This window comes from Mesorhizobium sp. LjNodule214, from assembly GCF_964252735.1.
GTDB lineage: Bacteria > Pseudomonadota > Alphaproteobacteria > Rhizobiales > Rhizobiaceae > Mesorhizobium.
The window spans coordinates 559,984-584,553 of the sequence record NZ_CAXUPE020000003.1 but is presented as its reverse complement, the minus strand read 5'-3'; the positions used below and the strand labels follow the sequence as shown (position 1 = coordinate 584,553).

Here is a 24,570-nt window from a genome sequence, read left to right as displayed (position 1 = left end):
GACGCCACGCAACGGCGGCCTCATCCTTCGGACGGCTTCGGCCCTTCGCTATGGCTCCGGCCGCTCGAGTCCTTCGAAACGTCCACAGGACGTTTCGATCCGCCTGACGGCGGACCGGCCTCTCGCCCTTTGAAGTCTTTCGCCAATAAATAAAGCTCGACCGATTCGTCGCGCGACGCTGGCGGCTTGACGTGGTGGACCGAGCGGAAATTCCGCTTGAGCATGGCGAGCAATTCGTTTTCGGCGCCGCCCTGAAAAGTCTTGGCCAGGAAATGGCCGCCGGGTTTCAGGACAGAAAGCGCGAAATCCGCCGCCACCTCGCACAAATGCATGGTGCGGATGTGGTCGGTCCGCTTGTGGCCGGTGGTCGGCGCGGCCATATCGGAGAGCACGACGTCAGGATCGCCGCCGAGCGCCTCGGCGAGCTTCTGCGGCGCCTCAGGATCGAGGAAATCCATCAAAAGCACCGGTGCGCCGGGCACCGCATCCATTTCCAGATAGTCGATGCCGATGACATGCGGTTTGTCGGCCGTCGATTTGGTGCGCGCCGCGGCGACCTGGCACCAGCCGCCAGGGGCGGCACCAAGATCGATCACCTTCATGCCGGGCTTCAACAGATGATGCTTGTCGTCGATCTCGATCAGCTTATAGGCCGCGCGCGAGCGGTAGCCGTCGGCCTTGGAGCGCTGCACATAGGGGTCGTTGATGTGACGCTGCAGCCAGCGGCGCGACGATTCCTTCAGGCCGCTTTTCTTCTTGATCCTGGTCTTCAGGACGCGAATGCTTCCCGAACCCGGCTTCTCAGGCTTTTTGGTCATGCTCTGACCCGCCCATCACCGCGCCAGACGCCGTCGTCGGCCATCAGCTCGCTCAATATGCCCTCGCGCAAGCCGCGGTCGGCGACGCGCAGACGCTCCGACGGCCACACCGCGCGGATCGCTTCCAGTATGGCGCAGCCGGCGAGCACAAGGTCGGCGCGGTCGGCGCCGATGCAGGGATTGGCGACGCGCTGCTGGAAATCCCAGCCGACCAGTTTTTCGACCATGCGGTCGACACTGTCACGATCCATCCACAGCCCGTCGACCCGGCGGCGGTCGTAGCGCTCGAGATCGAGATGGACACCGGCCAAGGTCGTCACCGTGCCGGAGGTGCCGAGCAGATGAAAATTCGGACTGGCGAGCACATGTGCCAGCCGGTCGCGCCCGTCGAAGGCCTTCAGCCGGACCGCGACATCCTCGACCATGGCGGCGAAGATCTCGCGCGTCACCGTGCGGCCGCCAAAGCGTTCGGCCAGCGAGACGACGCCGACCGGCAGAGAGGTCCAGGAGACGATGTGGTTGGCGAGCCGTGGCGAACGGCGGCCAGTTAGGTCGATCAGCGCGATTTCGGACGAGCCGCCGCCGATGTCGAACAGGACGACGCCTTGCGTGTCGCGCTCGACCAGCGAGCCGCAGCCCGACACCGCCAGCCGCGCCTCGGTCTGGCGGTCGATGATCTCGAGCTTCAGTCCGGCCTCGCGCTCGACGCGCTCGAGGAATTCGACGCCATTGTCGGCCGAGCGGCAAGCTTCGGTGGCGATCAGCCTCGCCTTCCTGATCTTGCGGTTGCGCAGCTTGTCGCCGCAGACCTTCAGCGCCTCGACGGCGCGGTCCATGGCGGCCTGACCGAGGCGGCCATTGGCGGTAAGCCCCTCGCCCAGCCTGACGATGCGCGAAAAGGCATCGATGACCCGGAACTGGCCGTGGCGCGTCGGCACCGCGACCAGCAGGCGGCAATTGTTGGTGCCGAGATCAAGCGCGGCGAACACCGGCAGTTCCTGCATCGGCGGCCGGCCGGGCTGCGGCCGGGCCGCTACCGGCGAAGGCGCGGCCTCGGGCGGACGGCTCACCGGGGCGGCGCTGGCGGCTGGCGCCGGTGCCTTCGCGGCAGTATTGTCGTCGCGTGCGAAAACCTTGCGGCCGCGCCGGCGCTTGCGCCGTTTTCTTGATTTGCCTTTCTGGTGCTGGGCCTCGCCCGCCTCGTCAGCATGCCTGCTGCCTGGCCCCGCATGGCGATCGTGATGCCGCCCGGCGGATGGGCTTGCCTGACCTGGCGGCGTCGGCGAAGCCCTGGACACGCCCACTGCCGGCGCACCAGCGCCGGTGTCGTGGTCTTCCACTTCAGTTCCTTCCGGCGCCGCGCGAACCGGAGACCGGACGCAGCAGGCGCTTAAATGTTTCAAGTTGCCGCCAGACTAACAGCGCCGGGCCGGATCACCAAGAGCGCGCGCGGGTGAATTTTCGCGGCGCAATGTGACGGCAGCGCTTCGCTGTTGAATAGCCGGCTTCAATCAGGCATGTCTGAAATCGAGGGCGGACAGGGAAGAGACGCGGGGCCAAAGCCTGACCATGAGCTGCAACGCATGAACTGGAGACGCTATCTCTGGCCGGTCATCGGCATTGCGGCGGTCATCTTCTCGCTTCTGCTCCTGTGGCACGAGTTGCGCGGCATCTCGATCGACGACGTCTGGGCCGGCATTGTCGCGATCCCCGCACGCGCCTGGCTGCTGGCAGGCTTGAGCTCCGTCATCGCCTATGCCTCACTCGCCGGCTACGACCACATCGCGCTGCTGCATATCGGCAAGAAGGTCTCGTGGCTGTTCGTCACCTTCTGCTCCTTCACCACCTATGCCTTGTCGCACAATATCGGCGGTTCGGTGATCTCGGGTGCCGTGATCCGCTACCGCGCCTACGGCACCAGGGGGCTCACCGGCCAGGACGTCGGCGTGCTCGTCGCCATCTGCTGGATCACGTTCGTGCTGTCCAGCCTGCTCGTGGGCGGCCTCGTGCTGGTGTTCGAACCCGAGATCATCGACCGTTTCTCCGGCGCCCCGCATCACGGGCTGGCGATCGCCGCCGGCCTTGCCATGCTGATCCTCGTCGGCGCCTATGTCTTCGGCAGCTGGCTGCATCTGAAGCCACTCAAGATCGGCAGCTTCCAGCTGCATTATCCGGCGCTGCCGATCATGGCGCGGCAATTGCTGATCGGTCCGGTCGAGCTTTTGGCGGCGGCGGCGATCATCTTCTTTGCGCTGCCCGCCGGCAACCCGGGCTATTTCGTCATCCTCGGCGTCTTCCTGGTGTCGTTCTCGGTGGCGCAGATCTCGCACGCGCCGGGCGGGCTCGGCGTGTTCGAGGTGGTGTTCCTCGCCGGCCTGTCGCACATGGACCCGGTCGGCGTGCTGGCGGCGCTTCTGGTGTTCCGCCTGTTCTACCTGATCATCCCGCTGCTGATCGCGCTCTGTGTCGTGCTGTTCTTCGAGCATTCGCAATACAGCCGGAGCGAGAATTGAGGCGCTGGGCGAATTGAGGCGCTGGGTAAAGCTCGGATGAGGCTCTCGGCCTGACGACGCGCCGGTGAACGCGGCGTTGGAACAGTCTGATCAAACCTGGTGATTGAAACGCGGCGCAGGCTTGACTATTTTCCGGCGGCGGCTACAAGGCAGCCGCAACGGCGAATTTGCCGTCAGCTTCGCGTGGTCTCCGCGCCTGCTGGGGAATAGGTTAACGGTAGACCCACGGACTCTGACTCCGTTAGTCCTGGTTCGAATCCAGGTTCCCCAGCCAAGCAATTAAGCCAATAAAGCCAAGCACTTAGCGGCCCAGCACAGGCACCTTCGCATGTTGCATAGCGACTGCAACTTGCTTCCAGCTAACACATTGTTTTTCCACGCATTACAAAACTGTCCCACGCACTCCGTGCAACACAACTGCAACACGAGCAAGCCGATTTGTTCTGCGCCTGTTCGCCAACGAAAAAGCCCGCCACCATAAAGAGGCAACGGGCTCAACATCGTTTCGGGTGTGGAATGATTACAGCCCTTGGGCGCCCTCGATAAAGCCGGGCTGATCATAATCGGCGTGATCAGCCTCCCGCTCGTCGTCACCTTCGCGATCGTAGCGGGGTTCGTCCACAGTGCATCCTAGGCCGTCGCTGGATAAAGAAAGGCCCGGAAGCCGAAGCCGCCGTCAATTATAGCCAGTTCGAAAACCACGGACTGGTGTCATACCCTAAGCGCGGATTATGCGGATTATAATGATCCAGGAAGTTTGCGGCCCTATTTGACGGTCGCGCAACAACGGTGCCCGTCGATTTGCAATCCAGTTTCGGGGTCGGCTTGCTGCCAGCCTTCATATGAGCTGCAGAACACGAGGTTGCAGCCTGAGCGGTGGCCACCTTTTTCTTCTCTTTCGCAACAGCTGCTCCGGTGGCGGCCAATACCATTGCTACGCCAAAGACAACGAGTTTCATTGAAACGCCCTCACCCTCTCCTGCACAATCCGAAATGATTGCGCCTAGTTAACCTTACGTCAGCCACATTTTGTCCGCAACGACAGCGAATAGTGCCAGTAAAAGAGCCCGCCACCGTGAGGTAGCGGGCCAATTATTCCAGACCGGAAGAATTAGCGGGCGAAGAGCGGGAATGCCGGCCCGACGATCGTCAGTGACGGCTCAGGCCGCAACCGGTGGCGGCGACTGCGCAGCAAGTCCCTGGCTTGGTCGCAGCCCTCGCCGGTGAAGTTGCCGGCGCCGCCATAGTCGGGACTGTCTTTCACTTCCTGCACGCTCTCGACGTCAATGCCGGTCTGCCCGGTGGCGTTTGCCCAGCCCAGCCAAGGCTTGTCGTCGTCTCGGCCATCGTGGGGCTCATCGAGGATATCCCCGCCGTGTTCGTTCTCCTCCTCGACGTCTTCGCACCAGTGACCGCCCTTTGCCCAATTGGCGGTTGCTGATGCGTCGTGCTCGTCGCCGCTGTCTTCGAAGTCGCTATCGTCGCCTTCGCGGTCGTCGGTGGTGCCGGCGTTGGACCCATGCGCCGTCCAGCCGAGATAGGGCTCGTCGTCAGCTGTGTCCTCGAGGTCTGGGTCAGGGCTGATGGCGTCAAGCATGTCGATCAGCACCTCGATCGACGTTGCCAGCGCCTTCCGGCTGGTGCGGTCGATCTGCAGGGTGAGAAGGTCAACCTGGGTTGACTCCTCGTCGGTGTCCACCACGGTGGACATGTCCACAGATGTGGACAGTGCGCCGGTGTCAAACGCGTTTGACTTTTCGGCGGCGTAGCGCTGCCCCTTGCCGGTCATGGCGATGTCAACCGTGGTTGTCATGGCGGACATCCTCCGCAAGGTTGTCGATTGCGCGGGCGCCAGCGGCGTGTAGGACGTTGGAGGTCTTCAGGAGGACGAAGGCTAAGGTTACGCGTCCAAGACGCGTGCGGAGCGCCCCTGCGGCCAGCAGCATGGCTATGGCGGCGTAGGTCATGACTGCCTCACCACGAAAACAAACCCTGCCTCATGGTCGATCTGGACGCGATATTCCGCGCCGCCGTCGATCAACGACATTGCAGTTGCGATAAAGGCGGCGTCGCGCTCGATCCGCAGCGCCGCAGCGGCCATCGGCTTGGCAGCGGGCATAGCTTCGCCGGCTGCCGTAACATGGGTGTTCGGCATTGGATTTCTCCAGTTGGTTGTGATACTTACACTTGTGAAATTAGCACAAGGGATATGAGTTGTGAAGCCTGCACAAGTGAGGATGGCGAGAGCGGCATTGAACTGGTCCCTGGCCGACCTTTCGAAAGCGGCGGGAGTTCATCGCAATACGATCTCGAATTTCGAGACAGGCAGGTATGCCGGCTCGGAAGATGCCTTGGCCGCGATCGAGCAGGCTCTCATTGCGGCCGGCGTCGAGTTCATCGCTGAGAACGGCGGCGGCGCTGGGGTGAGGCTCAAGAAACCAGCGCCCTAGCGTAGCGCCTCTTGCCCCTCAATGTTCCTCGCTAGGGTATGAGCCACGATCGGATCTGGCCCCGATAGCTCGAATCCTTTAGGCGCCATGAAGAGCAGCACGATAGCCACTGCTATCGACGCAATCACGCTTGCGGTGCGGGCTAGACTTCTCATTGATCTCTACTCGTTTACAGTCCGCCGTATAACGTTGGGATGCTCGTGACGGGTTGCAACTAACCCTTAGTCTAGGTCCAGCCTCGGGCGCCTACCTGCTGCTGCGCTAAGGCGGGCGGCTCTTTCAAGCGAAAAGCCCGCTGCCGGGGGGGGCAGCGAGCCTTGGAAACGGGCCGGAAAGGATGTGGGGGGCACAAGGGGATCCGGCCAGCACAATCAACGGCGGCTGCAGGAAATCGTTCCGCTGCTGTCGTCGTTGGTTATTTCCGTACAGAGTTCAACACCTCTTCACCTTCGGCGTGATCTCCTCGATCTGTGCCTTGACGCCGATCTTGTTGGAAAGCGCCCAGGCTTTTTTGTAGTGTCTCGGTTTGAAATCGCCGCATATAATTCTAAGTCGCTATCAACCTTGTGGAGATCGTTGTGAACGCTCCCAGAACGGCGCTACGGCTCTTTGCGAATGCTTCAGGTGCGAGCTGTTTTGAAACTTATGAAATCTCCCACAATCTAAGGGACTTCGCACCGCCAACCGCCCCTCTATGGGCTTCGGATGCCGAACCTGCTTCGGCGTACGTATTGATCCGGCTACCCGTTGGCTGGAATGGTGAAAAACATCCAACCCCCAGGCGACACATCCTGTTCGGCCTCGGCGGCAGGATGAGGATTACGCCAGATATTGGCGAATCCCGTGTCATCTCGACTGGCGACATTCTAAAGATGGAGGATACGGAAGGTGGCGGCCACTTCACAGAGGTCATCTCTGATGAGCCGTTCGATGCGGTCATGATTCAACTGCCCGATATTTCAAACTGAGACCGTTTAGCGACGCTGCTCTGGCGTCCTCGAATAGTTGGTAAACACCAGGGTGCGGTCAGGGCGCCCCGCGTCCCGGCACGGCTGACAGAACAGCACCGTGATCAGATCCCAGTGCAGGCACCCATGGTCCTCGCCGAGGCGGTCGACGAGCGCTTGGACGTCGAGTTTCACATGTCGGTTGCACGTCATGCAGTCGACCGATAGTCCCGAGCCGATCTGCAGTTTCTTGCCCAACGTGTTCTCGACGAAGGGGTATTTCATGGTCATTGGACAGGCGATCTCCGTTGAAGGGTTCGCCGCAACGGGAGGATTATATTCCTCGTCTCGATCTCACTGGCAAGGCTAATACCAAGTTCGTAGATTGTGACAGGATTGCCAAGCGGCCGTCATAGGAAGGGGCCAGGTGCGCCCAGAAGGCTTCGTGCGCCTTCGTGGAAGTCGTTTGATGGGGGGGCTTTCAATCGGAACCGGCGCAGCACTGGCTCTTCCGCCGCTTCCAATCTGAAATTGCCGCTTTCCAGCAGGCCGGCGATCCAGTCGAGGAACTTGCCAAGGGATTCCGCAAGCACCGCCTTCACATCTTCGTCGCGCCCAAAGAGGATGACCTGGCCGACGCGACCGCTGGGCCAGGGATCGAAATCGAGACCGATATGATTGCCTGAGCCATCATGGGTCAGCGGTATCCAGCGCGGATTGATATAGGCCGGGTCAACCGCGCGTTCAGGCCACGCCCCTCCGGGAATTTCATAGCGATTGCCGCCGAAATCGGCGAGCACATCGACCCAGGCTTTCCATTGCGCCCCTGCCTGGTGCAGCGGCAGCAGCGGAAGTCCATAGATATGGCCCCGACGGTCGTCGTTTTCGCCGTCGTGCCATCGGTATAGGTCGCGATAGGCGCGCGGCATCTTGAGGCCGATCAGGCGCTCGAACGCATCCAGTTGCGCGTCCGTGGCCGGCGGATTGAACACATATTTGTCTGGCGGCAGATGGGCAGCATACCAGGCATCAAGGCGCGCAAGCACCGGCGCGATATCTTCGTCCAGCAACGGCTTCGCCTGTCCCGGCGGCCGTTTGGGACGGCTGGCTTCGGCCATGGGGGATTTTGTCCTGATTTGCCGCATTGCGCACATGGTAGGAAGCAGCCCCGCAAGGCTCAGGGCCCCGAAGATAGACGCACCGATCAGCACATTGCGCCTGCTCCGATCCATCACGGACATTCCGGCGCGATTGATCGGCGCCGCCACACAAGCCCCGAAGGCGTCAGCGGCTCGATGAACGACAACCGGCCCCCGCCGGCAGACTTACGTATAGAAACCCCACGCAACATCGAATTTGATTCAATAATCGCACGGTCGTTTCCGTTCCGTTAGCTGTGGCTGAATTAACCAATCGTAGACCGCGCTGTCCTATTCTGAGACAGCGCGGTCAAACATCTACCCCTGGCTGCGCAGGCGGCTCCGGCTAAACCCAGCCCCCAAGCCGGTCGGAGCCGCCACTCTGCTAATATACTAGCAATGGTTGAATCAACGGTTACCACACGTGCTTTCTAGTGCGCTGTGCCGATCGTTAGACTTTGATGGAACCGCCGCCGGAGAAGCCCCGCCAGCGCGGCTGCAAACCCCGAAAACATAAGCCACGAAGGGGAAAAAGCCCGCTGCCTGGGGGTGGGCTTGTTGGGGCGGCAGCGGGCTTCGTTGCTAGGCAACATCGAGACCATGAGCCGGCGCCAATGCGGAAGACCTTAACGGAACCCGGACAATTTTACCGATCGGCCCGTCGCCTGTGGATACTAGGCAAACGCTGTGTGGGCGACCGTCTATTGCCGCTTGGTGCTTTCTTCCCGTCGCAGCTCGGCTGAATGAAAAACCTCGCCGCTTCATTTGCGAAGCGGCGAGGCCCCAGCCGCCCCAATTGCCGGGCCCCAACACACCCGGCGCTTCTGACACTGCAATTCTGGTGCCAGCGGCGAATGACCCGTTGTGGAGCAGACCAGCCATTGCCTAGGCGTTCCGGCCCCGCGGCCGGGACGCTCCGCCAGCGCGCGTTCTCGTCGGCTCATCTCGCTATCGTGTATTAGCATGTGCTTGTATTTCTCCTGAAGCAGGATCATGCTTAGGGAGCGGGCGGAGGAGGCCATCAGGTTAACGATGGTTGAAGGGGTTAGGTTATGGAAGCCGTTTGTTACGTCCCCAGCGCATTCTGTCTGTTGTCGTTCCTCGTCAGCGTCGCGATGGCGTTCCTCGTCATGACACCGTTTGCGGCGACCCGCCTTCTCGTCTTGAGGATGCGCAAGCACGCTGTCTGGAACCTTCAGCCCGCCTAGTTCCTCTCTGAAGGGAGGTGTCCGATGCGACCGATTCTCTTAATCCTCGTCGCGGCTGCTGCGTTCTTGGTTTGGGATCAGATTGCCAACGACGGCCATGTACTGGCCGGAATACAGCATAGCTACAATGCCGCGATCGACTTCGCGAGCGAGAACAGCATTCAGATCACGTTCAACGACTTCGCTAAGCGCTGACCTTATCGGCGGGACCACCACTCTACCCATCCCGAAGACGCGCCTATCCGGCGCTGGCTAGAACGCCGGGTAGACGACACGAAAACTATGGTCGCTCACAGTCGTTCCGGTTGGGCCGGTCATGGTGGCGCCATACCGATCGCGTGCCGGCCGGACAAGAGGGGCATGGAACTTCAGGACGTTGCCAGCGACCTTGCTGGGTGAAAAGCCGTGCAGTCCAATCGCTACGCGGCATACGTTGGTCCGATGTGAGCCTCGACAAGGCAAGCGTCACGGTGCGCCAGCGGGCCGACGCCTACCATGAAATCGGATCCCCAAAATCATCGAAAGGCCGCAGAACAATTCCCCTGCCCGTCGACCTGGTGAGAGAGCTGAAGGAATGGAAAAATGATTGTCCAGCCGGAACGCTTGGCTTGGTGTTCCCGTCCGGCACGGGCAATGTTGAGTTCTACGCGAATATCACCAAGCGCTGGTTCTATCCCGCGCTGCTTGCGGCAGGCATCACAACTGAGACGGGGGAAGAGGACTCCGAGGGCAAGCCTATGCTAGAGCCGAAATACTCCGGCCTTCATGCCCTGCGCCATTTCTACGCGTCATGGTGCATCAACCGCCCTGAAGACGGCGGCCTCGGCTTACCGGCCAAGTTAGTGCAGGAGCGGATGGGTCATAGCTCTATTCAGGTGACGCTCAACACCTATTCGCATCTATTTCCGAAGGGCGACGACGCTGGCGCCATGGATAGCGCTGCGGCTGCACTCCTCGCCTAACAACCATTGCGATATGTTGCGATTCATTCCGATAGCAACATGCAAGCAACAAGCGCCAAATTACTCAATAAAATCAATACCGAAAAACATACTCTGACTCCGTTAGTCCTGGTTCGAATCCAGGTTCCCCAGCCAAATCTCAGATTTCGAAGTTTGGCGCTCGCGTTTCCTCAATGCGCGGCCGCTGCAGCCGTTTCCACAAGGATGTCAAACGGTTGCCGAAAGACCAGCGCGCTCGACGGCAGAAACGTGGATAAAGCGTCCTGACCTCCATTGTCGACGGGCTGCCGCATCTGACCAAACGCCGAATTCGCGCCGAACAATGGGGAGGCGATTCTCAAATGGTCTCATTTGATGGTCGAAAACTCAAAACGATCAAAACGGAAAACTGCCGTATACTCCTGGCCCCGCCCCGGCGTCCCGGCAGGATTGCGGAAGATCGCGCCGCAGGTTGTCTGAACTTTCGGAATAGCGTCGCACAGGAAGTTCTCCTGCACCCAACTGGTTCCTTTATCTATCCATGCGCCTCCCCCACGCAGGTCACGACCGAGGATGAGCGACCTGATCTCCGAACCGGTAAGCCGGTCCTTCGCATCCAAATCGAGCTGTTCTGGCAACTCCGGCACACCGGCCTTGTCCAGGCCGTCCAGCAGGCGCACGATGTCAGCCGGGTTCTTGAACACAAAATACCTCTGCGTAACCAGCTGATTTGCCCCTCCATCCTTTCGTTCCAACATGACGTTCCTTAGCCTGTCGCTATAGGCGGCGACCTTGTCACTGCGCCCGAGATGTGCGTAGGCCGAAACCAATACCTGCAGGCCGTAGAATTTCGGCCATGGATCGGGCGATTGGAGATCGATCCTTTCAAGGTAGTCGACGGCTTCCTCGAAACGACCCTGGCCAAATGCAGCCAGCCCAGTCTGGTAGTGCCGATGGTCATTGCCGCCTGGGTCGACACGGTTGGCCGCGTCGAGATAGTCGCGCGCCTCGTTCGGCCTGCCATTGAAACTCAGGGCCTCTGCCAGCCCGACATAGTTCAGGGGATCGCTCGGGTCGAGCGCCACTGCCTTGAACATAACCGCGACTGCCTCATCGGACCGGTGCTCGCGAACCAGCAAACTGGCGACGAGCTGATAGTAGGAGGGCGAAGGATGCTTGGCCGCCTGCTCCAGGTACTTGTAGACGTTGTAAATCGCGATAATGTCCGAGACTGCCAAAGCCTTGACCCGCGGCCCGTCCATCTCCCAATAGGCCCATGCGAGCGATGCTGCCGCCGCGCCGAAATTCGGATCGAGTTCCAGCGCCTGCTGGAATAACCTCACCGCCTGCGCAAACTCCTCTGGAGTATTGCGACGATTATAGATTTCCATGCCCATGAGGTAAGCTTCGTAGGCTGCGGGATTGCGCGTGCCTCCTGCGAAGTCTGCCTTACCTTGGGCGCTGACGAGACGGAGCTTGAGCGCGCCTGCGATGCTGGCGACGACCTTGTCCTGTAGCGCAAAGACATCCGCCCACTGGCCGTCGAAACGTTCCGCCCAGAGATGACCGGTGGTCGAGCCGTCGACCAATTGAGCGTTGATACGCATGTCGTCGCCGACCCGACGTATCGAGCCCTCCAGCATGTACCGGACACCAAGCGCTGCGGCGACCTCTGCGGGTTTAGTCTCCTTGCCCTTGTAGGCGGAAGCCGCGTTTCGCGACACGACGAACAAGCCGGGTATGCGTGCAAGTTCTGTGGTCAGGTCTTCGGTGAAACCGTCTGCCAGATAGCCTTGCGCCTTGTCGTCGCTGAGATTGTCAAATGGAAGCACGACGAGGGATGGCCGGGCGTCGGCTTTCGCGTTGGCCTCCAAAGCGGCGGGCCGAATCGTCGGCTCCCACGGTCGCCACCACGCTGCTGCAAGGCCGACTGCGACAACCAAGACCGCAACAGAGACGGCCAGATTGCGCCAGAAGCGTGGGTGTTGATTGACATCATCCCCAGGCTTTCCCGCCACCGCGGGATCGAGCTGTACCCTGTATACCTTCACCGGTTCGGCGATGTTCTTCAGCTTCTGTTCGCCCATCGGCTCAAAGCCGAAAGCCAACTTCTTCTCGACCTCTTTGGCGACCTTTCCTGAGACGCAGATGCCGCCAGGTTGCGCTAGCTGTTGAAGCCTGGCAGCGACGTTGACGCCCTCGCCATACCGGTCCTCGCCCTCGACAATCACCTCGCCGAGATTGATCCCGATCCTGACGCGAATCCGATGATCTTCGGAAACGGCGGCGTTGCGTTCCACCAGGCCGCGCTGCAACGACACGGCACATTCGACCGCGTCCACGACGCTGCCGAATTCGGCCAGCAGTCCATCGCCTATCAGCTTGAAGATGCGGCCGTGGTGGCGGGCAATCTCGGGCTCGAACAGTTCCTTGCGTCCAGCACGAAGGCGCTCGAACGTGCCGGCCTCGTCGCGCTCCATCTGGGTGGAATAGCCCACAACATCGGCGGCGAGAATGGCGGAAAGCTTGCGGTCCATCGATCTGGCCCATCCCCGACGGACTATAGAACTAGTTGCGCTGAAATGAAAACGACTGACCTCACCAGCGTCCGCCGTGGGCGTCTCGGGATCCAGCAGCCGTCGATAAAACTCGCGGAAGGAGTTCGCAGATACGGCCGCATCAGCGGCACCAATCTTGTCATCAAGGATGACGGAACTGTCGCTTTGATGCCGAGCGCCAAGCAATGCTCACCTCCCGCACTCTCGGGCAGCGATACCGAAGGAACAGCTTAGGACTGCCGGGGTGGTGGAACAGTGCGTTGGCCCAGCCTATGACAGCTATGCGACCAATCAAAATGGCGAGTTGGTCGTCCCGAAAAACGGAGAAAGTCTGTTTTCAGCGCCCCCCTCTACCCAGTTCTCTGAAACTGAACAGGCGGCGGCAACACCTCCGCTACGCAGCCAGCCTGATTTGCTCGAGTTCATCGAACAGATGCCGGATTTCTGGGCTCGGCGCGAGACAGCAAGTTCGATAAGCGTTCAGGAACCCCAGTCGATCCCTAATTGTAGAACCGTAAAGCGACCGCTTTGGACCGAAGCTGACTTGCGCGGCGCGACGTGAACGGCCTCTTTGCGGTAATGGGCACAGGATCTCGGGCATGACGAGGCGCACAAGCTGCTCAGCGATATCCTTGACCAAGAGAAGGCCCAACAAGACCAATTGATGACCCGGCCTTGCGAGGCTTTGACGGTCATCCCCTTGCTTCTGCGGGGCGGTTTCGTCGGATAACTTGGGCTGAACGTGGCGGTCGCTCGACTTGCCGGCAACGGAGAGCGATGGTCGGGTGTGCTACTCAGTGCGATCACAGGGGAAGAAAGGTCATGGCCGCGTTTGCCTTCCATTCCGTCGGAACATGGCGCGTTTGTCCTTCCACGCGTAGAGTGAATAGACGATCGGGATGAACCAAGGCCTGCCCCGGTAGAAGGGCACTGCCTTGGGCGCAGGATCGAAGTCGAAGGCCGATCGTGCCTTCTCCGTTTCACCAAGAAGTTTGAAGGCTGCCTTCTTGCCGAGCCAGCGCGCCCAGACCACGCCGGAGCCGCAAAAGCCGGTGGCGTAGACCGTGTCTCCCAAAGTAAACATGCGCGGGATCATGTCTCGGTTCATCGCAACCTGGCCGAACCAGCTATGCGTAAGACCGATGCCCGCCAATTCGGGGAATATGCGGCCAAGTTCGGAGCGCAGATGTGTGGTGGGGGCAAGCGGGTCGCCTTCCGTCGTGCCGTCGCGCCCGCCAAAGAGAATGCGCGAGCCGTCCGGCGATGGACGGTAGTAGTAGCTGAGCTGCCTCGTGTCGCCGTACATCATGCGCTTGGGCATCAGGCGCTCCATAACGCCGTCACCCAGGGGCTCAGTGGCGACGATGCGGCTGCGCACGGGCACGAGACGACGGCGAAGCCAGGGATCGAAGCCGTCAGTATAGGCATTGGTGCATACCAGCACCTTCTTGGCGAACACCTCGCCGCGCGATGTGGCGACACGCACCCCGCCCACCTCAGCACTCGTCCCCAGAACCGCGGTGTTCTCATGGATGACCGCATCTGTCGTCTGGGCGATTCGCAGTATGCCGGAAAGCAGCTTGGCGGGATGCAGCCCACCAATATCCATGCGCACGAAACCGCCAGCGTAGAAGTCGGTTCCGATGTAACGCGATACGTCCGCGCGGGGGACTGAAAACGCCTCAATCCCGAGAAAACGTTGCAATAATTCGGCGTGGCGGCTCAGTTCGTCACATTCGTGCCGATTGATCGCTCCATCGAAAAGGCCAGACAGGAAAAAGTCACAGTCCACCTCCTCCTCTTGAAGGAAGCTCCAAAGATCCTCCCGGGCAGCCTTCCCCTCCATCAAGATGCCGTTGGCGCGAGCCTCTCCAAACCTCCTGATCAACTCTTTACGGCCCGGCCTGATGCTGCCGCTCGCCATGCCGCCGTTGCGGCTGGATGCGGCTTGCCCTATCGGCAACCGGTCGAAAAGCTGAACGCTGCGCCCAGCCCTCGCAAGCTCGATGGCTGCGGAAAGGCCCGCGTAGCCTCCCCCGACGATGGCGACATCGCATCGAGGGACCACCGGCCGCACCGGCAAGGGAGCAAAAGCGCAGTCGTCCCACCAATACGGCAAGGATTTGAATCGGCTCGCGGGATCGATACTCATGGCGTGCATCTTTGGTTCAATCAGCTCGGACGTATCCCGCTCAATCGCGGGAGACCCAGAGCTTTCGCGTCGTTTCGATCACCCGCCAGACCCCCGTGAATCCGGGGTGCATGACGAAGGCATCGCCTGCTGAGATTCGACGTGGCTCGAATCCATCCTCAATGAGTTCCGAAACCCCCGAAAGGATGTAGCAGAATTCGAAGGTCTCGCCCTTGACGGAACGATAGGCGCCAGGCGTAACCTCCCATACCCCGGCTTGCACCTGGCCGTCGGCGGTTTGAGCGATATCCCAAGTCAGAAAACGGGGGTCGCCTTCCACGCGTCGTTCCGGCAGTGGTACCCCTTTCCTGGGTTCGGGGAGATTTTTCTGGTCGACAAAGGTAAGCTTTGACATAGGGCACCTCTCAGCGTGCGGACGACTCGAAAGACAGGCGTCTCTCGATGACATTCAGAGCAGTTAGACAGACGACGTTGATCACGAGATAAAAGACAGCGGTGATGACGAAGACTTCCATGATGGCAAATGTCTCGCTCATCAGGCGTTTGGCATAGCCGGTGATTTCAAGCACCGTTATGGTGGAAGCAAGGCTTGATTCCTTGACGATAACGGCGACCTCAGTGCTGTAGGAAGGCAAGGCCTGCCGCAGCGCCAGGGGGAACTTGATACGCTGGAAGATCACCCACGGGGACATGCCGCAAGCCTCCGCCGCCTCGATCAGCCCACGCGGCAGCGAGAGGAGAGCAGTGCGGAAAATTTCCGCCGTATAGGCACCTGTGTTGAGAATCACGGCGAGGACGGCAGCATGCAGACTGTCGCCGATCAGCCACCAGAGGATCGCGTTATGGCGTACGAAACCTATCTGAGCGAGGCCATAATAAATCACGAATATCTGCACGAGCATCGGGGTGCCCCTGAACACCGCGCAATAGAAATCGGCGCATCTCCGGATCATGCCGGCGTTAGATGTGCGGGCTGTTGCCACAAGAATGCCGAATGGTAATCCTATTCCGACTCCGATTAGTGCAATCAGCAGAGTTGTCTTCGCGCCGACGAGGAGAAATGGAACCGCATATGTGATGATGCTCAAATCCATTTTAATCTCTACTGAAGCCGCGATTGAAGTATTTTTCAGCGCGATTGAACAGAAGTTGGCTCACCGCAGTCATGGCAAAGAACATAGCTGCCGCCAGGCAATAGAACAGAAGCGGCGAACGCGTGATGCCCGCGGCGACCGCTGCTGTACGCATCAGTTCCTGCATGCCGACGACGGATACGAGCGACGTATCCTTGATCGTCATCTGCCATACGTTATTGATCCCCCCCAACGCCAATCTGAGGGCGAGCGGCAGTGTCACGCGAAAGAAGGTCAAGCGTGGCGACAACGAAAGCGAACGAGCCGCTTCCAGCAGACCGACGGGAACGGCCTGCAGTGCGCCTCGTATGACTTCTACCGAGTATGCGCATGAGATGGCGGCGATTGCGATGATGCCGACAATGAATGGATAAGCGTTGTCGGCGCTGTCGGCATAGCCGAATGCGGAGGCGATTTTCTGCACCCAATCGACCGAGCCGAAAAACAGGAGATAGATGACCAGCAGACCCGGAACGCCGCGAATGACGATGCTGTAGGCGTCGACAAGCTGAGACAGGACAGGCAGGCGGCGCCAACGGAGAATGGCAAGCGGTATCGCCGCCGCCAGCCCTATAACCACGCCAAGAACACCAATCAGGATCGTAACGCCGGCGCCACGCAGCAGTGCAAGGGTCCAGCCCTTCTCCACCATCAGCACCCAGATATCGTTCAGCATGAAAAAATCCCGGGATCGTCGCGGCACTGCCGCGACGATCTGTTGACTCTCGAATGATCACTTCTTGCACGGTATGGTGTAGTCGTCCTTGAACCAGTTTTCCGAGGCCGCCTTTACCTTGCCGCTGTTGATCATGTCGCAGAGCGCAGCGTCCAGCTTGGTCTTGAGCTCGGCATTGCCCTTGCGCAGGCCGACACCCATGCCATAACCTAGCGCTTCGTGATCGTCGGTTCCGGTGACCTTGACGTCGATGCGGGCAAAGTTAGCTCCGTCCGGGGAGCCGAGAAAGTCAACCCAGGTCGGGGAATCCCCAAAGGCGGCGTCAAGCCGGCCTGTCGCAAGGTCCGAATTCTGCTGAGTGGTGGCGTCGTAGGTCTTCAAGTCTGCGGTCGGAATATGTTTCTTGATGAACTGAGCGTAGGTGGTGCCGTTCACTACACCTATGGTCTTTCCAGCCAGCGCCTTTTCAATTTCCGGAAGGGTCTTCAGCCCGACGAACGGAGAATCCTTGGGGACCACAAAGTATTGGGGCGTGGTTGCGTATGGGATGGAGTAGTCGATCTTCTTCATTCTCTCGTTGGTGATGCCGAGACCCGAGATGATGATGTCGAAGCGATCCTTGTCCATCGACGGAACCAGCGAACTGAACGTCTGAACCACGAATTTGCACTTAACCTTAAGTTCAGCGCAGATGCCGTTGGCGATATCTGCGTCGAACCCGGTGACGTTGCCGTTGGCATCGGCCATGCTGAACTGCGGCGCATCGCCTTCGGTGCCGACGCGCAAAACGCCATCGTCGGCCCGTGCGAACCCCATTGCCGCCGTCAGGACAAGGCAGGATGCGAAAACTGAGCGAAGTGTGTTCTTAGTACGCATGCAATTTCCCCTTTTTGCTTTTGGTTGATGGCCGCCATCAGGCGGCGGTTGAGATAACGCTGGAAAGAAACCGATTCACCGCCTCGGATGCGGGATTGCAAAACAGTTCTTCCGGCGAAGCATCCTGCTCAACGGTACCTTTGTGCAGGAATATCATTCGGTTCGACACCTCCCGTGCGAACCTCATTTCATGCGTGACGAGGAGAATGGTCGCCCCCTCGCCGGCAAGCGCTCTGATGACCTTCAAGACCTCGCCGACCAGTTCGGGATCAAGCGCGGAGGTCGGTTCATCAAAAAGCATAAGTTTGGGCCGCATCGCCAGGACCCGAGCGATTGCCACACGCTGCTGCTGGCCGCCCGAAAGCTGGCTTGGATAGCGGTGGCTGAAGTCGGCCATGCCTACCTTCGAGAGTGCGGAAAGCGCTGTTTCTTCTGCTTCCCGCTTGTCCCTCCGCAGGACGTAGATCAATGCTTCGGTTACATTTCCGAGCACGGTCCGATGCGGCCACAAATTGAAGCTCTGAAACACCATGCCGATGCGGCGGCGAAAAACTTGGATATTAGCCGCGTTGACGATTTCCGTTTTGTGACGTTCATTCTGGACCGCGGAAATAGTGTCGCCCATCACCTCAATCTCACCCGAACTCGGGGTCTCCAGGAAATTAATGCATCGTAGAGCGGTGCTCTTTCCTGACCCAGACGAGCCAACGAGGGAAATGACCTCGCCCTGCTGCATCCGGAAGCTCACCCCATTGAGAACGCTGGTCGCACCAAAGGCTTTGCGAAGTTCGTGAACTTTCAGAACAGGCGACATTGTCGAGGCGTCTTCCATGCGTGCCATTTCCACCACTCAACCGTTGCTCGGCGCCTTTAGCCTTCGATCGTTTGCACGACCTCGTTTACGGCAGCCTTGGCGATCGAGACCATCTCATCGATTTCGGATTCCGTCATAACAAGGGGCGGCGCAAACCCTAGGATGTCTCCATGCGGCATGGCACGGGCAATAAGATTGCGGTCGCGCGCCGCCTGAGCGATGCGCCCCCCGACCTTCAGGGCTGGGTCAAATGCCTCTTTGGTCTCGCGGTCGGCAACGAATTCGACGGCGGCCATCATGCCGACGCCGCGCACTTCTCCGACAATCGGATTCTGCTCGAATGCCGCCTTAAGGCACTTGAGAAGATAGGCCCCCTTGCTAGCAGCTTGCCCGGGGAGATCCTCACGCTCGACAATGTCGAGCACCGCATTCGCTGCCGCCGCCCCGATCGGATGCCCCGAATAGGTGTAGCCATGCGAGAAGGAGCCGATCCTGGGTGTGGCCTCCTCCATGACCCTATAGATCTCCTCGGAGATGATAGAAGCCGACAGCGGTGCGTAGGCGGAAGTCAGCCCCTTGGCGACGGTAACCAGATCAGGTTCCATCCCGTAGAGATCTGAGCCGAACATGGCCCCGGTCCGGCCGAAACCGCAAATCACCTCGTCGGCGATCAACAGCACATCGTATTTCTTCAATACGCCCTGGATCTTGGCCCAATAGCCGGCTGGCGGGGGCGTGATCCCGCCAGTCCCGAGCACCGGCTCGGCTATGAAAGCGGCGACGGTATCTGGTCCTTCGGCAACGATCAGCGCTTCCAGCTCATCTGCACGGCGTTGCGAGAAGGCTTCCTCCGTTTCGCCCGGCAGGGCGCCGCGATAGAAATGCGGTACACCCGTGCGCAGGATGCCGGAAATAGGCAGATCCATATGATCGTGATAAAAACTCAGTCCCGTCATCGAGCCAGACAGCACCGAGCAGCCGTGATAGCCGCGCTCGCGAGTTATGATCTTCTTCTTCTTCGGCCTGCCGCACAGATTGTTGAAATACCAAACGATCTTGGCCTGCGTCTCATTCGCGTCAGACCCAGAAAGCCCGTAGAAGACTTTCGACATCTTGCCCGGCGCCATCCTGACGAGCCGATCTGACAGGCGGGCGAGTTCTTCGGTCGTGTGTGCCGCATAAGAGTGATAGTACGCCAGCTTGTAGGCTTGGCGTGCAATGGCCTCCGCGACTTCAGTGCGGCCATAACCGATATTGACGCAATAGAGCCCTGCGAAGCCATCGATATATTCCCGCCCGCTGGCGTCTTGGATGCGGACACCTTTGCCGGTTTCCACGATTGTTGGCTCAATCATGCCAGAAGCGAAATCTTTCAAATAAGTGAAGGGATGCAGAACCGAGCGGCGATCCATTTCAGCGATATCGGCGGTAGTTGTCATCCTCGGATCCTCAAGCGGCCTTCAGGTCCATGAATTGCCAAGGCTGTGTTGAAACGTTTTCGCCCGTTGGCCGCAGCGACTGCGGCGTCCAGATCAAGCCCGTTGCTGATCGCGCCCTGGGAGATTTCCCGTCCCGTCGCCGGATCGGCGTTCCCCATTTCTTCGGCTGCATTCTTCCAGACTCCGCCAATGAAGAACTGCGAACGCTGAAGCCCCGGACATTGAACCGGGCGAGCGCTGGTTGCGCCTTCGCTGCGGTGTTTTGTCTTCCGTTCTCGACGACTACGTTCATGAGCTAAGGCTATGGACATAAGACGAGGATTTTCGGCTTATCTAGTTGTGGTTTCGCAGTCTTGCTGCATACTTTAGATCCAAACGAGGAAAATATGCGAACATCCCTGAAGCTCGATCGGCTGGATTCGCGCTTGCTCAGCATCCTGCAAACCCACAACCGCTCCAGCACGGAAGAGCTTGGTCAGATGGTCGGACTCTCGGCAACGGCAGTCCAGCGTCGTCTCAAGCGGCTTCGTGACGAGGGTGTGATCGAAGCTGACGTCTCGATCGTGAAACCTAAAATGGTCGGCCGGCCTGTTGCGATGTTAGTGCTGGTTTCGCTCGAGCGCGAACGGGCTGACATTGTCGACCGTTTTAAGCAATCGATCCGCCAGACGCCTGAAGTGATGAACGGATACTATGTGACCGGGGAATCGGATTTCGTCCTCATAGTGACATCCCGAAGCATGGAAGACTACGAGGCCTTCACGCGGAAATTCTTTTACGAGAACCCTGACATTAAGGGTTTCAAGACGATGGTCATCATGGACCGTGTGAAGGTCGGATTCTCCATGCCGATCAATTTCGACGATTTTTATGAGTGATACCTTGCGTTGGATGCCGATTGGCGGATCACAGAGGATGGGCACTAGCTTTCGGCCGGGGGGATTCGTGCTGACGTTCACGACCAGGGAGGGCACGCGCCAGAAAGTCGATGCCTCGTCAAATTTTTTCTAAAACCGAATCTAATGTCCCAAGGTGTCCTATAAGCGCACGCAATTCGGGCTGAGGCGCGACCCAGAAAGTTCGAAAAGCTTCCAAGAACCCCAGCCAAAGCTTCTTTTTTCAATCAAGCTACCTGCCCCAAATGGCGATTATGATTGCCATAGCAGCGATACCTATTAAGGCGCCGATCCCGCCAGGGATTGTCAGCGGCTGTCTGTAGCGAAAGCCCAACTGACCTAAATCTGAAATGAGAAAAGTGGAAGGCACATAGGACGTGGAGGCGGCTTTGGAGGCGGGTTCAACGATGCATCGATCACGTGTTCGAAGAACTCTTCTATCTTTCTGTCTGTGAATTTGTGTAGCGGTATGGCTTGTTGCTCACCAAATAACCCACCGAAAGAAATAGTATCCACCTCTGAACTCTCGATGAGCCAAGTGCTGTGGCCGTTCGGCGCATGGACAGAAATTGAGATTGTAGGAATTGTCGACGCACGCTCTCCAAAAAAATCGAAGCTTGTGCAGGAATCTCTTATCTCAAAATCGACCTTTCCTTCCCAATGAGCCGCCGCCCTTTTCAATGACGGCATAACCCGCTCACGGAGCGCCCTGCCAATAGGCCGAACCACGCGTAATGCTCCTCGTATGTCTCCCACCTTTTCCCAAAGCGATCAGGCCGCTCGACCATTGTCGTTCCCTTGCGAGAGAAATCGCTTCTAGCTATTTCGTATCTCAATGATCAGGCCGAGAGGTTCAGCTTGGACCTGGCCTTGGCTTTGAGGCTGCCGCGCCGCGCGGTCAGGTGATTTGTCAGCAATTTCACGTCGATGGGTTCCGACATGAAAAACCCCTGGGCGCCGTGGCATTGTTCGGCGATCAGGAAAGCCAACTGCCCTTCCGTTTCCACGCCTTCGGCCATGACGACCAGGCCAAGCGAATTGGCCAACGCGATGACCCCTCGGACCACGTCCTGCTTCTTGATGGACGATTCCAGATCGTTCAGGAACGATCGATCGATCTTCAGTCGATTGAGATCAATGTCGGCAAGGTAGCCGAAACTCGAATATCCGGATCCGAAATCGTCGAGCGCCAAACTGACGCCGAGGTTCCGGATTTTCGACAAATTGTCCAAAGCGTCTCTGCTGTGGATGAACACCCCTTCCGTTATCTCCAGCTGCAGCCGCGACGGCGGCAATCCCGTTTGCCGCAGCACGTCGACGAGGTGGATGTAGAATGCATCGTCCTGCAGGCTTTTGCCCGAAGCATTGACCGCGCAAATGAAATCGTCGGCGGAAATCGACATCCACTGCGCTGCCTGCGCGCAGGCCTTGCTCAGCACGGTCTTGTCGATTTCCAATATCAAATCACTCCGTTCCGCTGTCGGAATGAATGAGTCAGGCAAGCGAACCGCTCCCGAAACGCGGTCGCGCCAGCGGACCAGGGCTTCGGCGCCGATCATATGCCCGGTCGCCAATTCGAATTGCGGTTGCCAGACCAGGAAATACTCATCGCCATTGAGCGCTCGCTTGATCGCCGCTTCCTCGCCGAGCTGGACGTCGATCTGGCTGAGGATCGCGGGCGAGTAGGTCACGAACCCGGATCGTCCCTCCGCTTTCGCGACATAAAGGGCGCTGTCTGCATTGCGCAGCAAGGTGGAGATATCCGAACCATGATCCGGGAAGGACGCCATGCCGATGCTGGCGCCAATGCGCACCTGGTGGCCGTCCAGATCAGCAAAGCGGTTCAACTGCTCGCGAAGCCGATGTCCCAAATCCGCCGAGTGCCTGTCCCCGATCGCCATGATGGCGAACTCGTCTCCTCCCAAACGGACAGCGGCCACTTCACCGGGACGTTCGACCGACTGCAGGGTTTCGGCAACGGCTTTCAGCAGCAGATCGCCGATGTGATGGCCGAACGTGTCGTTGACGCTCTTGAAATGGTCGAGGTCTATCAGGAACAGCCGCAGTTCCTTGCCAGTCAGCCTTGCCCGCTCCAGCAGCCCGTCCCGGTTGGCGGACATCCAGGCGCGGTTCTTCAACTCCGTCGTCGCGTCCTGCCAGGCGAGGAATTCGAGTTTCCTGATCGTCTCGCGACGACCGATCAGCAACACGGCGGTTCCTATCGCGAGCGCCGACAAGACGGTCAAGGCAAAGGCAATCTGGTGATTGAACCTGTTCAGGTTCTTCTCCGCCGAATAGAGATCGACGTTAACTTCCTCCCCATATTTGTAGTATTCATCGTTCATGCGAGCGACGATCTGGTCGAGCTCAACTCCCACTTCCTTCAGGCTGTTTTCGTTTAGAGGCACGCCGGCCGCGATGACAGCGTCAAGCTGCTTCACCGCGTCGTTGACCCGCGGCACGATACCAGCGTAGGCGGGGATTTCGCTGATGGTGTCGCCGCCGTCGATGCGCTCGAAACGGATGTAGACCAGGTCGTTCGCGGTCGACAATTGCTCAAGGCTTTCCGGTGATTTGGGAGCCGTCTGGGCAAGCGAAATCATATCCCGCAGATGCGTCACGTCGCGTATTGCAATGTGGAACTCGCGAATGGCGAAGAAGCCGAAACGCGGCATCGCCGACTCTATCCTGCTGATGCTCGTGAAGAGCACCGCTATCAGGGCGGCTGAGCAGATGGCTGCCGACGCGGCCGCGGCCGCGTAGGTTGCAGGAACCCGCCAGGCTGTGCTTCTAAACCACATGGCTGGACGTCACGCTGGGGTTCAATTGCCTGGCGCGATCGTCTTTATCAACCAGATCCATCGCGGTTTGTGAACCGGCGTATCAAACGCCGGATGGTCGTCGAGAGGGTAGATCAGCCGCGTGGGACCTTGCGTGCGCCTTGTCAGCAGCTGGCCGTCCTGGCGCGTTGCAAGAAGAAGAGGACCTTCGGTCCAGTCTTCCTTCGGGATTGTCTGCACATAGTCGTCCTGTGCCCGCAGCACGACGGATCCCTCGCCGTCCAATCCGATCAGCTTGAGCACATCCCGGAACAAGACACCCTGAAACTTAAGCTGCCCCTTTTCGAAGGGACTTGGGGTGGAGACGCTGTAAAGATCGAGCTTTTCCAGCTGCCGCAATGTGACCGGGATCGATTCCCCGTTTTTCTCAACTTTGAAGGCGACTGTGTCGGGCGGCTCCGGATATTTGGCTGGCTCCAGGGCGAATGCCGGCAACACGCCGATTGCGGAAACAACCAGCAGGATCATGCTGCGGCGAAAGGCGAAGAATCTTCCCTTGAGCATCGACACAACGCAGTCCTTTCCATTTTTATGGTCAGTACCAACTCTTGCCGGCTCGCCGATACTGTCGGCGGAACAGCCATCTTTCCATCGAATGATTGTTTTTCAGTTAGCTTTTGGTTTCTCGCGCTGCCTTGCTGACTTGCGGCTACAGGGCGGAGTTTGCAGCGTAAGCCGGCAAATATATTAGCGATCAACGATATATTAACGGCTGTCATGCAGCCTTTCGGCATTGGGGGCAGAAACCAACCTCCGATCGACGTTCCAGCGGCCCTCTGGCCGGGACGTTCGACCGATGCGGAGTAAAACGCATGAGTGTCGAAACTGCATTGGCACAGTTGCTGCGGATGATTCACTGCCGCGCCCTGACTTTGGCGGCGTTGCCGGACGATGAGAGAGATCTGCACTACGATCTCATCCGCCTGTCATGTTGCGGAGCCGCCGAGCAGATTGGGCAAAGCCCCGACAAGGCAGCAGGCACGGCAAACAGCGTGGTTGAATTCACGCGCGCAATGGTCGGGGTCATTGAGGCAGGCCACGGGTCGGACGCAGGGCGAGGCGCCAATTGGCCACTGGGCGAGAGCTCGACTGTTTGGCAGCCTGGGCGATCGCAGTAGCTTCATCACCCATGCCTGCCAGCCTTCAAAGGGCGACGCGTCAGGAAGGCTA

Annotated in this window: 25 protein-coding genes and 1 tRNA gene; 8 read left to right on the top strand and 18 right to left on the bottom strand. The window is 59.2% G+C overall.

Translation table 11 applies throughout. The features are described 5' to 3' along the window. Positions 1 to 20 precede the first annotated feature (20 nt). Positions 21 to 818, bottom strand: a complete 798-nt coding sequence (locus ACSQ3Z_RS28075) for an RlmE family RNA methyltransferase (protein WP_436174523.1) — start codon at positions 816 to 818, stop codon at positions 21 to 23. Continuing rightward, positions 815 to 2,158 (bottom strand): Ppx/GppA phosphatase family protein, encoded by a 1,344-nt coding sequence (locus tag ACSQ3Z_RS28070; protein WP_436174522.1) that lies wholly within the window; start codon positions 2,156 to 2,158, stop codon positions 815 to 817. The genes ACSQ3Z_RS28075 and ACSQ3Z_RS28070 overlap by 4 nt, the downstream gene beginning before the upstream one ends. A 243-nt stretch (positions 2,159 to 2,401) precedes the next feature. Between ACSQ3Z_RS28070 and ACSQ3Z_RS28065 the strand changes: the two genes are divergently transcribed. Then, positions 2,402 to 3,331 (top strand): lysylphosphatidylglycerol synthase domain-containing protein, encoded by a 930-nt coding sequence (locus ACSQ3Z_RS28065; protein WP_436174521.1) that lies wholly within the window; start codon positions 2,402 to 2,404, stop codon positions 3,329 to 3,331. A 200-nt stretch (positions 3,332 to 3,531) separates the two neighbouring features. After that, positions 3,532 to 3,605: transfer RNA gene (locus ACSQ3Z_RS28060), tRNA-Gln, on the top strand. 406 nt (positions 3,606 to 4,011) lie between these two features. Here ACSQ3Z_RS28060 and ACSQ3Z_RS28055 read toward each other — a convergent pair. The 4 genes from ACSQ3Z_RS28055 to ACSQ3Z_RS28040 all read right to left on the bottom strand — a co-directional run bounded on the left by ACSQ3Z_RS28055 (position 4,012) and on the right by ACSQ3Z_RS28040 (position 5,486). Then, positions 4,012 to 4,290 (bottom strand): hypothetical protein, encoded by a 279-nt coding sequence (locus ACSQ3Z_RS28055; protein ID WP_436171928.1) that lies wholly within the window; start codon positions 4,288 to 4,290, stop codon positions 4,012 to 4,014. 152 nt (positions 4,291 to 4,442) lie between these two features. Next, the gene (locus ACSQ3Z_RS28050; protein WP_436174520.1) at positions 4,443 to 5,144 is read right to left on the bottom strand and encodes a hypothetical protein; all 702 of its coding nucleotides are present in this window, start codon (positions 5,142 to 5,144) and stop codon (positions 4,443 to 4,445) included. Continuing rightward, entirely contained in the window at positions 5,128 to 5,298 is a 171-nt protein-coding gene (locus ACSQ3Z_RS28045) for a hypothetical protein (protein WP_436174519.1), read from the bottom strand. The genes ACSQ3Z_RS28050 and ACSQ3Z_RS28045 overlap by 17 nt, the downstream gene beginning before the upstream one ends. Then, on the bottom strand, positions 5,295 to 5,486 hold the full coding sequence (locus ACSQ3Z_RS28040) for a hypothetical protein (RefSeq protein WP_436174518.1): 192 nt from the start codon (positions 5,484 to 5,486) through the stop codon (positions 5,295 to 5,297). Before ACSQ3Z_RS28040 ends, ACSQ3Z_RS28045 begins: the two co-directional genes overlap by 4 nt. Before the next feature lie 82 nt (positions 5,487 to 5,568). On the opposite strand from ACSQ3Z_RS28040, the gene ACSQ3Z_RS28035 reads away from it, so the two are divergent. Next, on the top strand, positions 5,569 to 5,781 hold the full coding sequence (locus ACSQ3Z_RS28035; RefSeq protein WP_436175173.1) for a helix-turn-helix domain-containing protein: 213 nt from the start codon (positions 5,569 to 5,571) through the stop codon (positions 5,779 to 5,781). Between the two features lie 578 nt (positions 5,782 to 6,359). After that, entirely contained in the window at positions 6,360 to 6,749 is a 390-nt protein-coding gene (locus ACSQ3Z_RS28030) for a hypothetical protein (protein WP_436174517.1), read from the top strand. Between the two features lie 6 nt (positions 6,750 to 6,755). On the opposite strand, the gene ACSQ3Z_RS28025 is transcribed toward ACSQ3Z_RS28030, so the two are convergent. Beyond that, on the bottom strand, positions 6,756 to 7,019 hold the full coding sequence (locus ACSQ3Z_RS28025; RefSeq protein ID WP_436174516.1) for a hypothetical protein: 264 nt from the start codon (positions 7,017 to 7,019) through the stop codon (positions 6,756 to 6,758). Between the two features lie 119 nt (positions 7,020 to 7,138). Then, a complete protein-coding gene (locus ACSQ3Z_RS28020; protein WP_436174515.1) occupies positions 7,139 to 7,846 on the bottom strand; it encodes an SMI1/KNR4 family protein in 708 nt (235 codons plus the stop codon). Between the two features lie 1,253 nt (positions 7,847 to 9,099). Here ACSQ3Z_RS28020 and ACSQ3Z_RS28015 point away from each other — a divergent pair. Beyond that, positions 9,100 to 9,270: a hypothetical protein gene (locus tag ACSQ3Z_RS28015; protein WP_436174514.1), complete on the top strand. Its 171-nt coding sequence runs from the start codon at positions 9,100 to 9,102 to the stop codon at positions 9,268 to 9,270. A 143-nt stretch (positions 9,271 to 9,413) separates the two neighbouring features. Beyond that, a complete protein-coding gene (locus ACSQ3Z_RS28010; RefSeq protein WP_436174513.1) occupies positions 9,414 to 10,037 on the top strand; it encodes a site-specific integrase in 624 nt (207 codons plus the stop codon). 347 nt (positions 10,038 to 10,384) lie between these two features. Here ACSQ3Z_RS28010 and ACSQ3Z_RS28005 read toward each other — a convergent pair whose 3' ends face one another. The 8 genes from ACSQ3Z_RS28005 to ACSQ3Z_RS27970 form a co-directional block, all read right to left on the bottom strand. Then, positions 10,385 to 12,553, bottom strand: a complete 2,169-nt coding sequence (locus tag ACSQ3Z_RS28005; protein WP_436174512.1) for a tetratricopeptide repeat protein — start codon at positions 12,551 to 12,553, stop codon at positions 10,385 to 10,387. An 841-nt stretch (positions 12,554 to 13,394) separates the two neighbouring features. Continuing rightward, positions 13,395 to 14,726, bottom strand: a complete 1,332-nt coding sequence (locus ACSQ3Z_RS28000; protein ID WP_436174511.1) for an NAD(P)/FAD-dependent oxidoreductase — start codon at positions 14,724 to 14,726, stop codon at positions 13,395 to 13,397. A 40-nt stretch (positions 14,727 to 14,766) separates the two neighbouring features. Continuing rightward, positions 14,767 to 15,120: a cupin domain-containing protein gene (locus ACSQ3Z_RS27995; protein WP_436174510.1), complete on the bottom strand. Its 354-nt coding sequence runs from the start codon at positions 15,118 to 15,120 to the stop codon at positions 14,767 to 14,769. A gap of 10 nt (positions 15,121 to 15,130) precedes the next feature. Continuing rightward, a complete protein-coding gene (locus ACSQ3Z_RS27990; RefSeq protein WP_436174509.1) occupies positions 15,131 to 15,820 on the bottom strand; it encodes an ABC transporter permease in 690 nt (229 codons plus the stop codon). 1 nt (position 15,821) lies between these two features. After that, positions 15,822 to 16,535, bottom strand: a complete 714-nt coding sequence (locus tag ACSQ3Z_RS27985; RefSeq protein ID WP_436174508.1) for an ABC transporter permease subunit — start codon at positions 16,533 to 16,535, stop codon at positions 15,822 to 15,824. A gap of 57 nt (positions 16,536 to 16,592) precedes the next feature. Then, positions 16,593 to 17,411 carry a transporter substrate-binding domain-containing protein gene (locus ACSQ3Z_RS27980; RefSeq protein WP_436174507.1) on the bottom strand — a complete coding sequence of 273 codons (819 nt, stop codon included), beginning with the start codon at positions 17,409 to 17,411 and terminating at the stop codon, positions 16,593 to 16,595. A gap of 37 nt (positions 17,412 to 17,448) precedes the next feature. Further along, positions 17,449 to 18,225: an amino acid ABC transporter ATP-binding protein gene (locus ACSQ3Z_RS27975; protein WP_436175172.1), complete on the bottom strand. Its 777-nt coding sequence runs from the start codon at positions 18,223 to 18,225 to the stop codon at positions 17,449 to 17,451. Between the two features lie 56 nt (positions 18,226 to 18,281). Continuing rightward, entirely contained in the window at positions 18,282 to 19,664 is a 1,383-nt protein-coding gene (locus ACSQ3Z_RS27970) for an aspartate aminotransferase family protein (protein WP_436174506.1), read from the bottom strand. A gap of 398 nt (positions 19,665 to 20,062) precedes the next feature. On the opposite strand from ACSQ3Z_RS27970, the gene ACSQ3Z_RS27965 reads away from it, so the two are divergent. Next, a complete protein-coding gene (locus tag ACSQ3Z_RS27965; protein ID WP_436175171.1) occupies positions 20,063 to 20,542 on the top strand; it encodes an Lrp/AsnC family transcriptional regulator in 480 nt (159 codons plus the stop codon). Between the two features lie 857 nt (positions 20,543 to 21,399). On the opposite strand, the gene ACSQ3Z_RS27960 is transcribed toward ACSQ3Z_RS27965, so the two are convergent. Further along, positions 21,400 to 23,235, bottom strand: a complete 1,836-nt coding sequence (locus tag ACSQ3Z_RS27960) for a putative bifunctional diguanylate cyclase/phosphodiesterase (protein ID WP_436174505.1) — start codon at positions 23,233 to 23,235, stop codon at positions 21,400 to 21,402. A 147-nt stretch (positions 23,236 to 23,382) separates the two neighbouring features. Then, entirely contained in the window at positions 23,383 to 23,904 is a 522-nt protein-coding gene (locus tag ACSQ3Z_RS27955; RefSeq protein WP_436175170.1) for a molybdopterin-dependent oxidoreductase, read from the bottom strand. A gap of 308 nt (positions 23,905 to 24,212) precedes the next feature. Between ACSQ3Z_RS27955 and ACSQ3Z_RS27950 the strand changes: the two genes are divergently transcribed. Continuing rightward, positions 24,213 to 24,518: a hypothetical protein gene (locus ACSQ3Z_RS27950; protein WP_436174504.1), complete on the top strand. Its 306-nt coding sequence runs from the start codon at positions 24,213 to 24,215 to the stop codon at positions 24,516 to 24,518. Positions 24,519 to 24,570 lie beyond the last annotated feature (52 nt).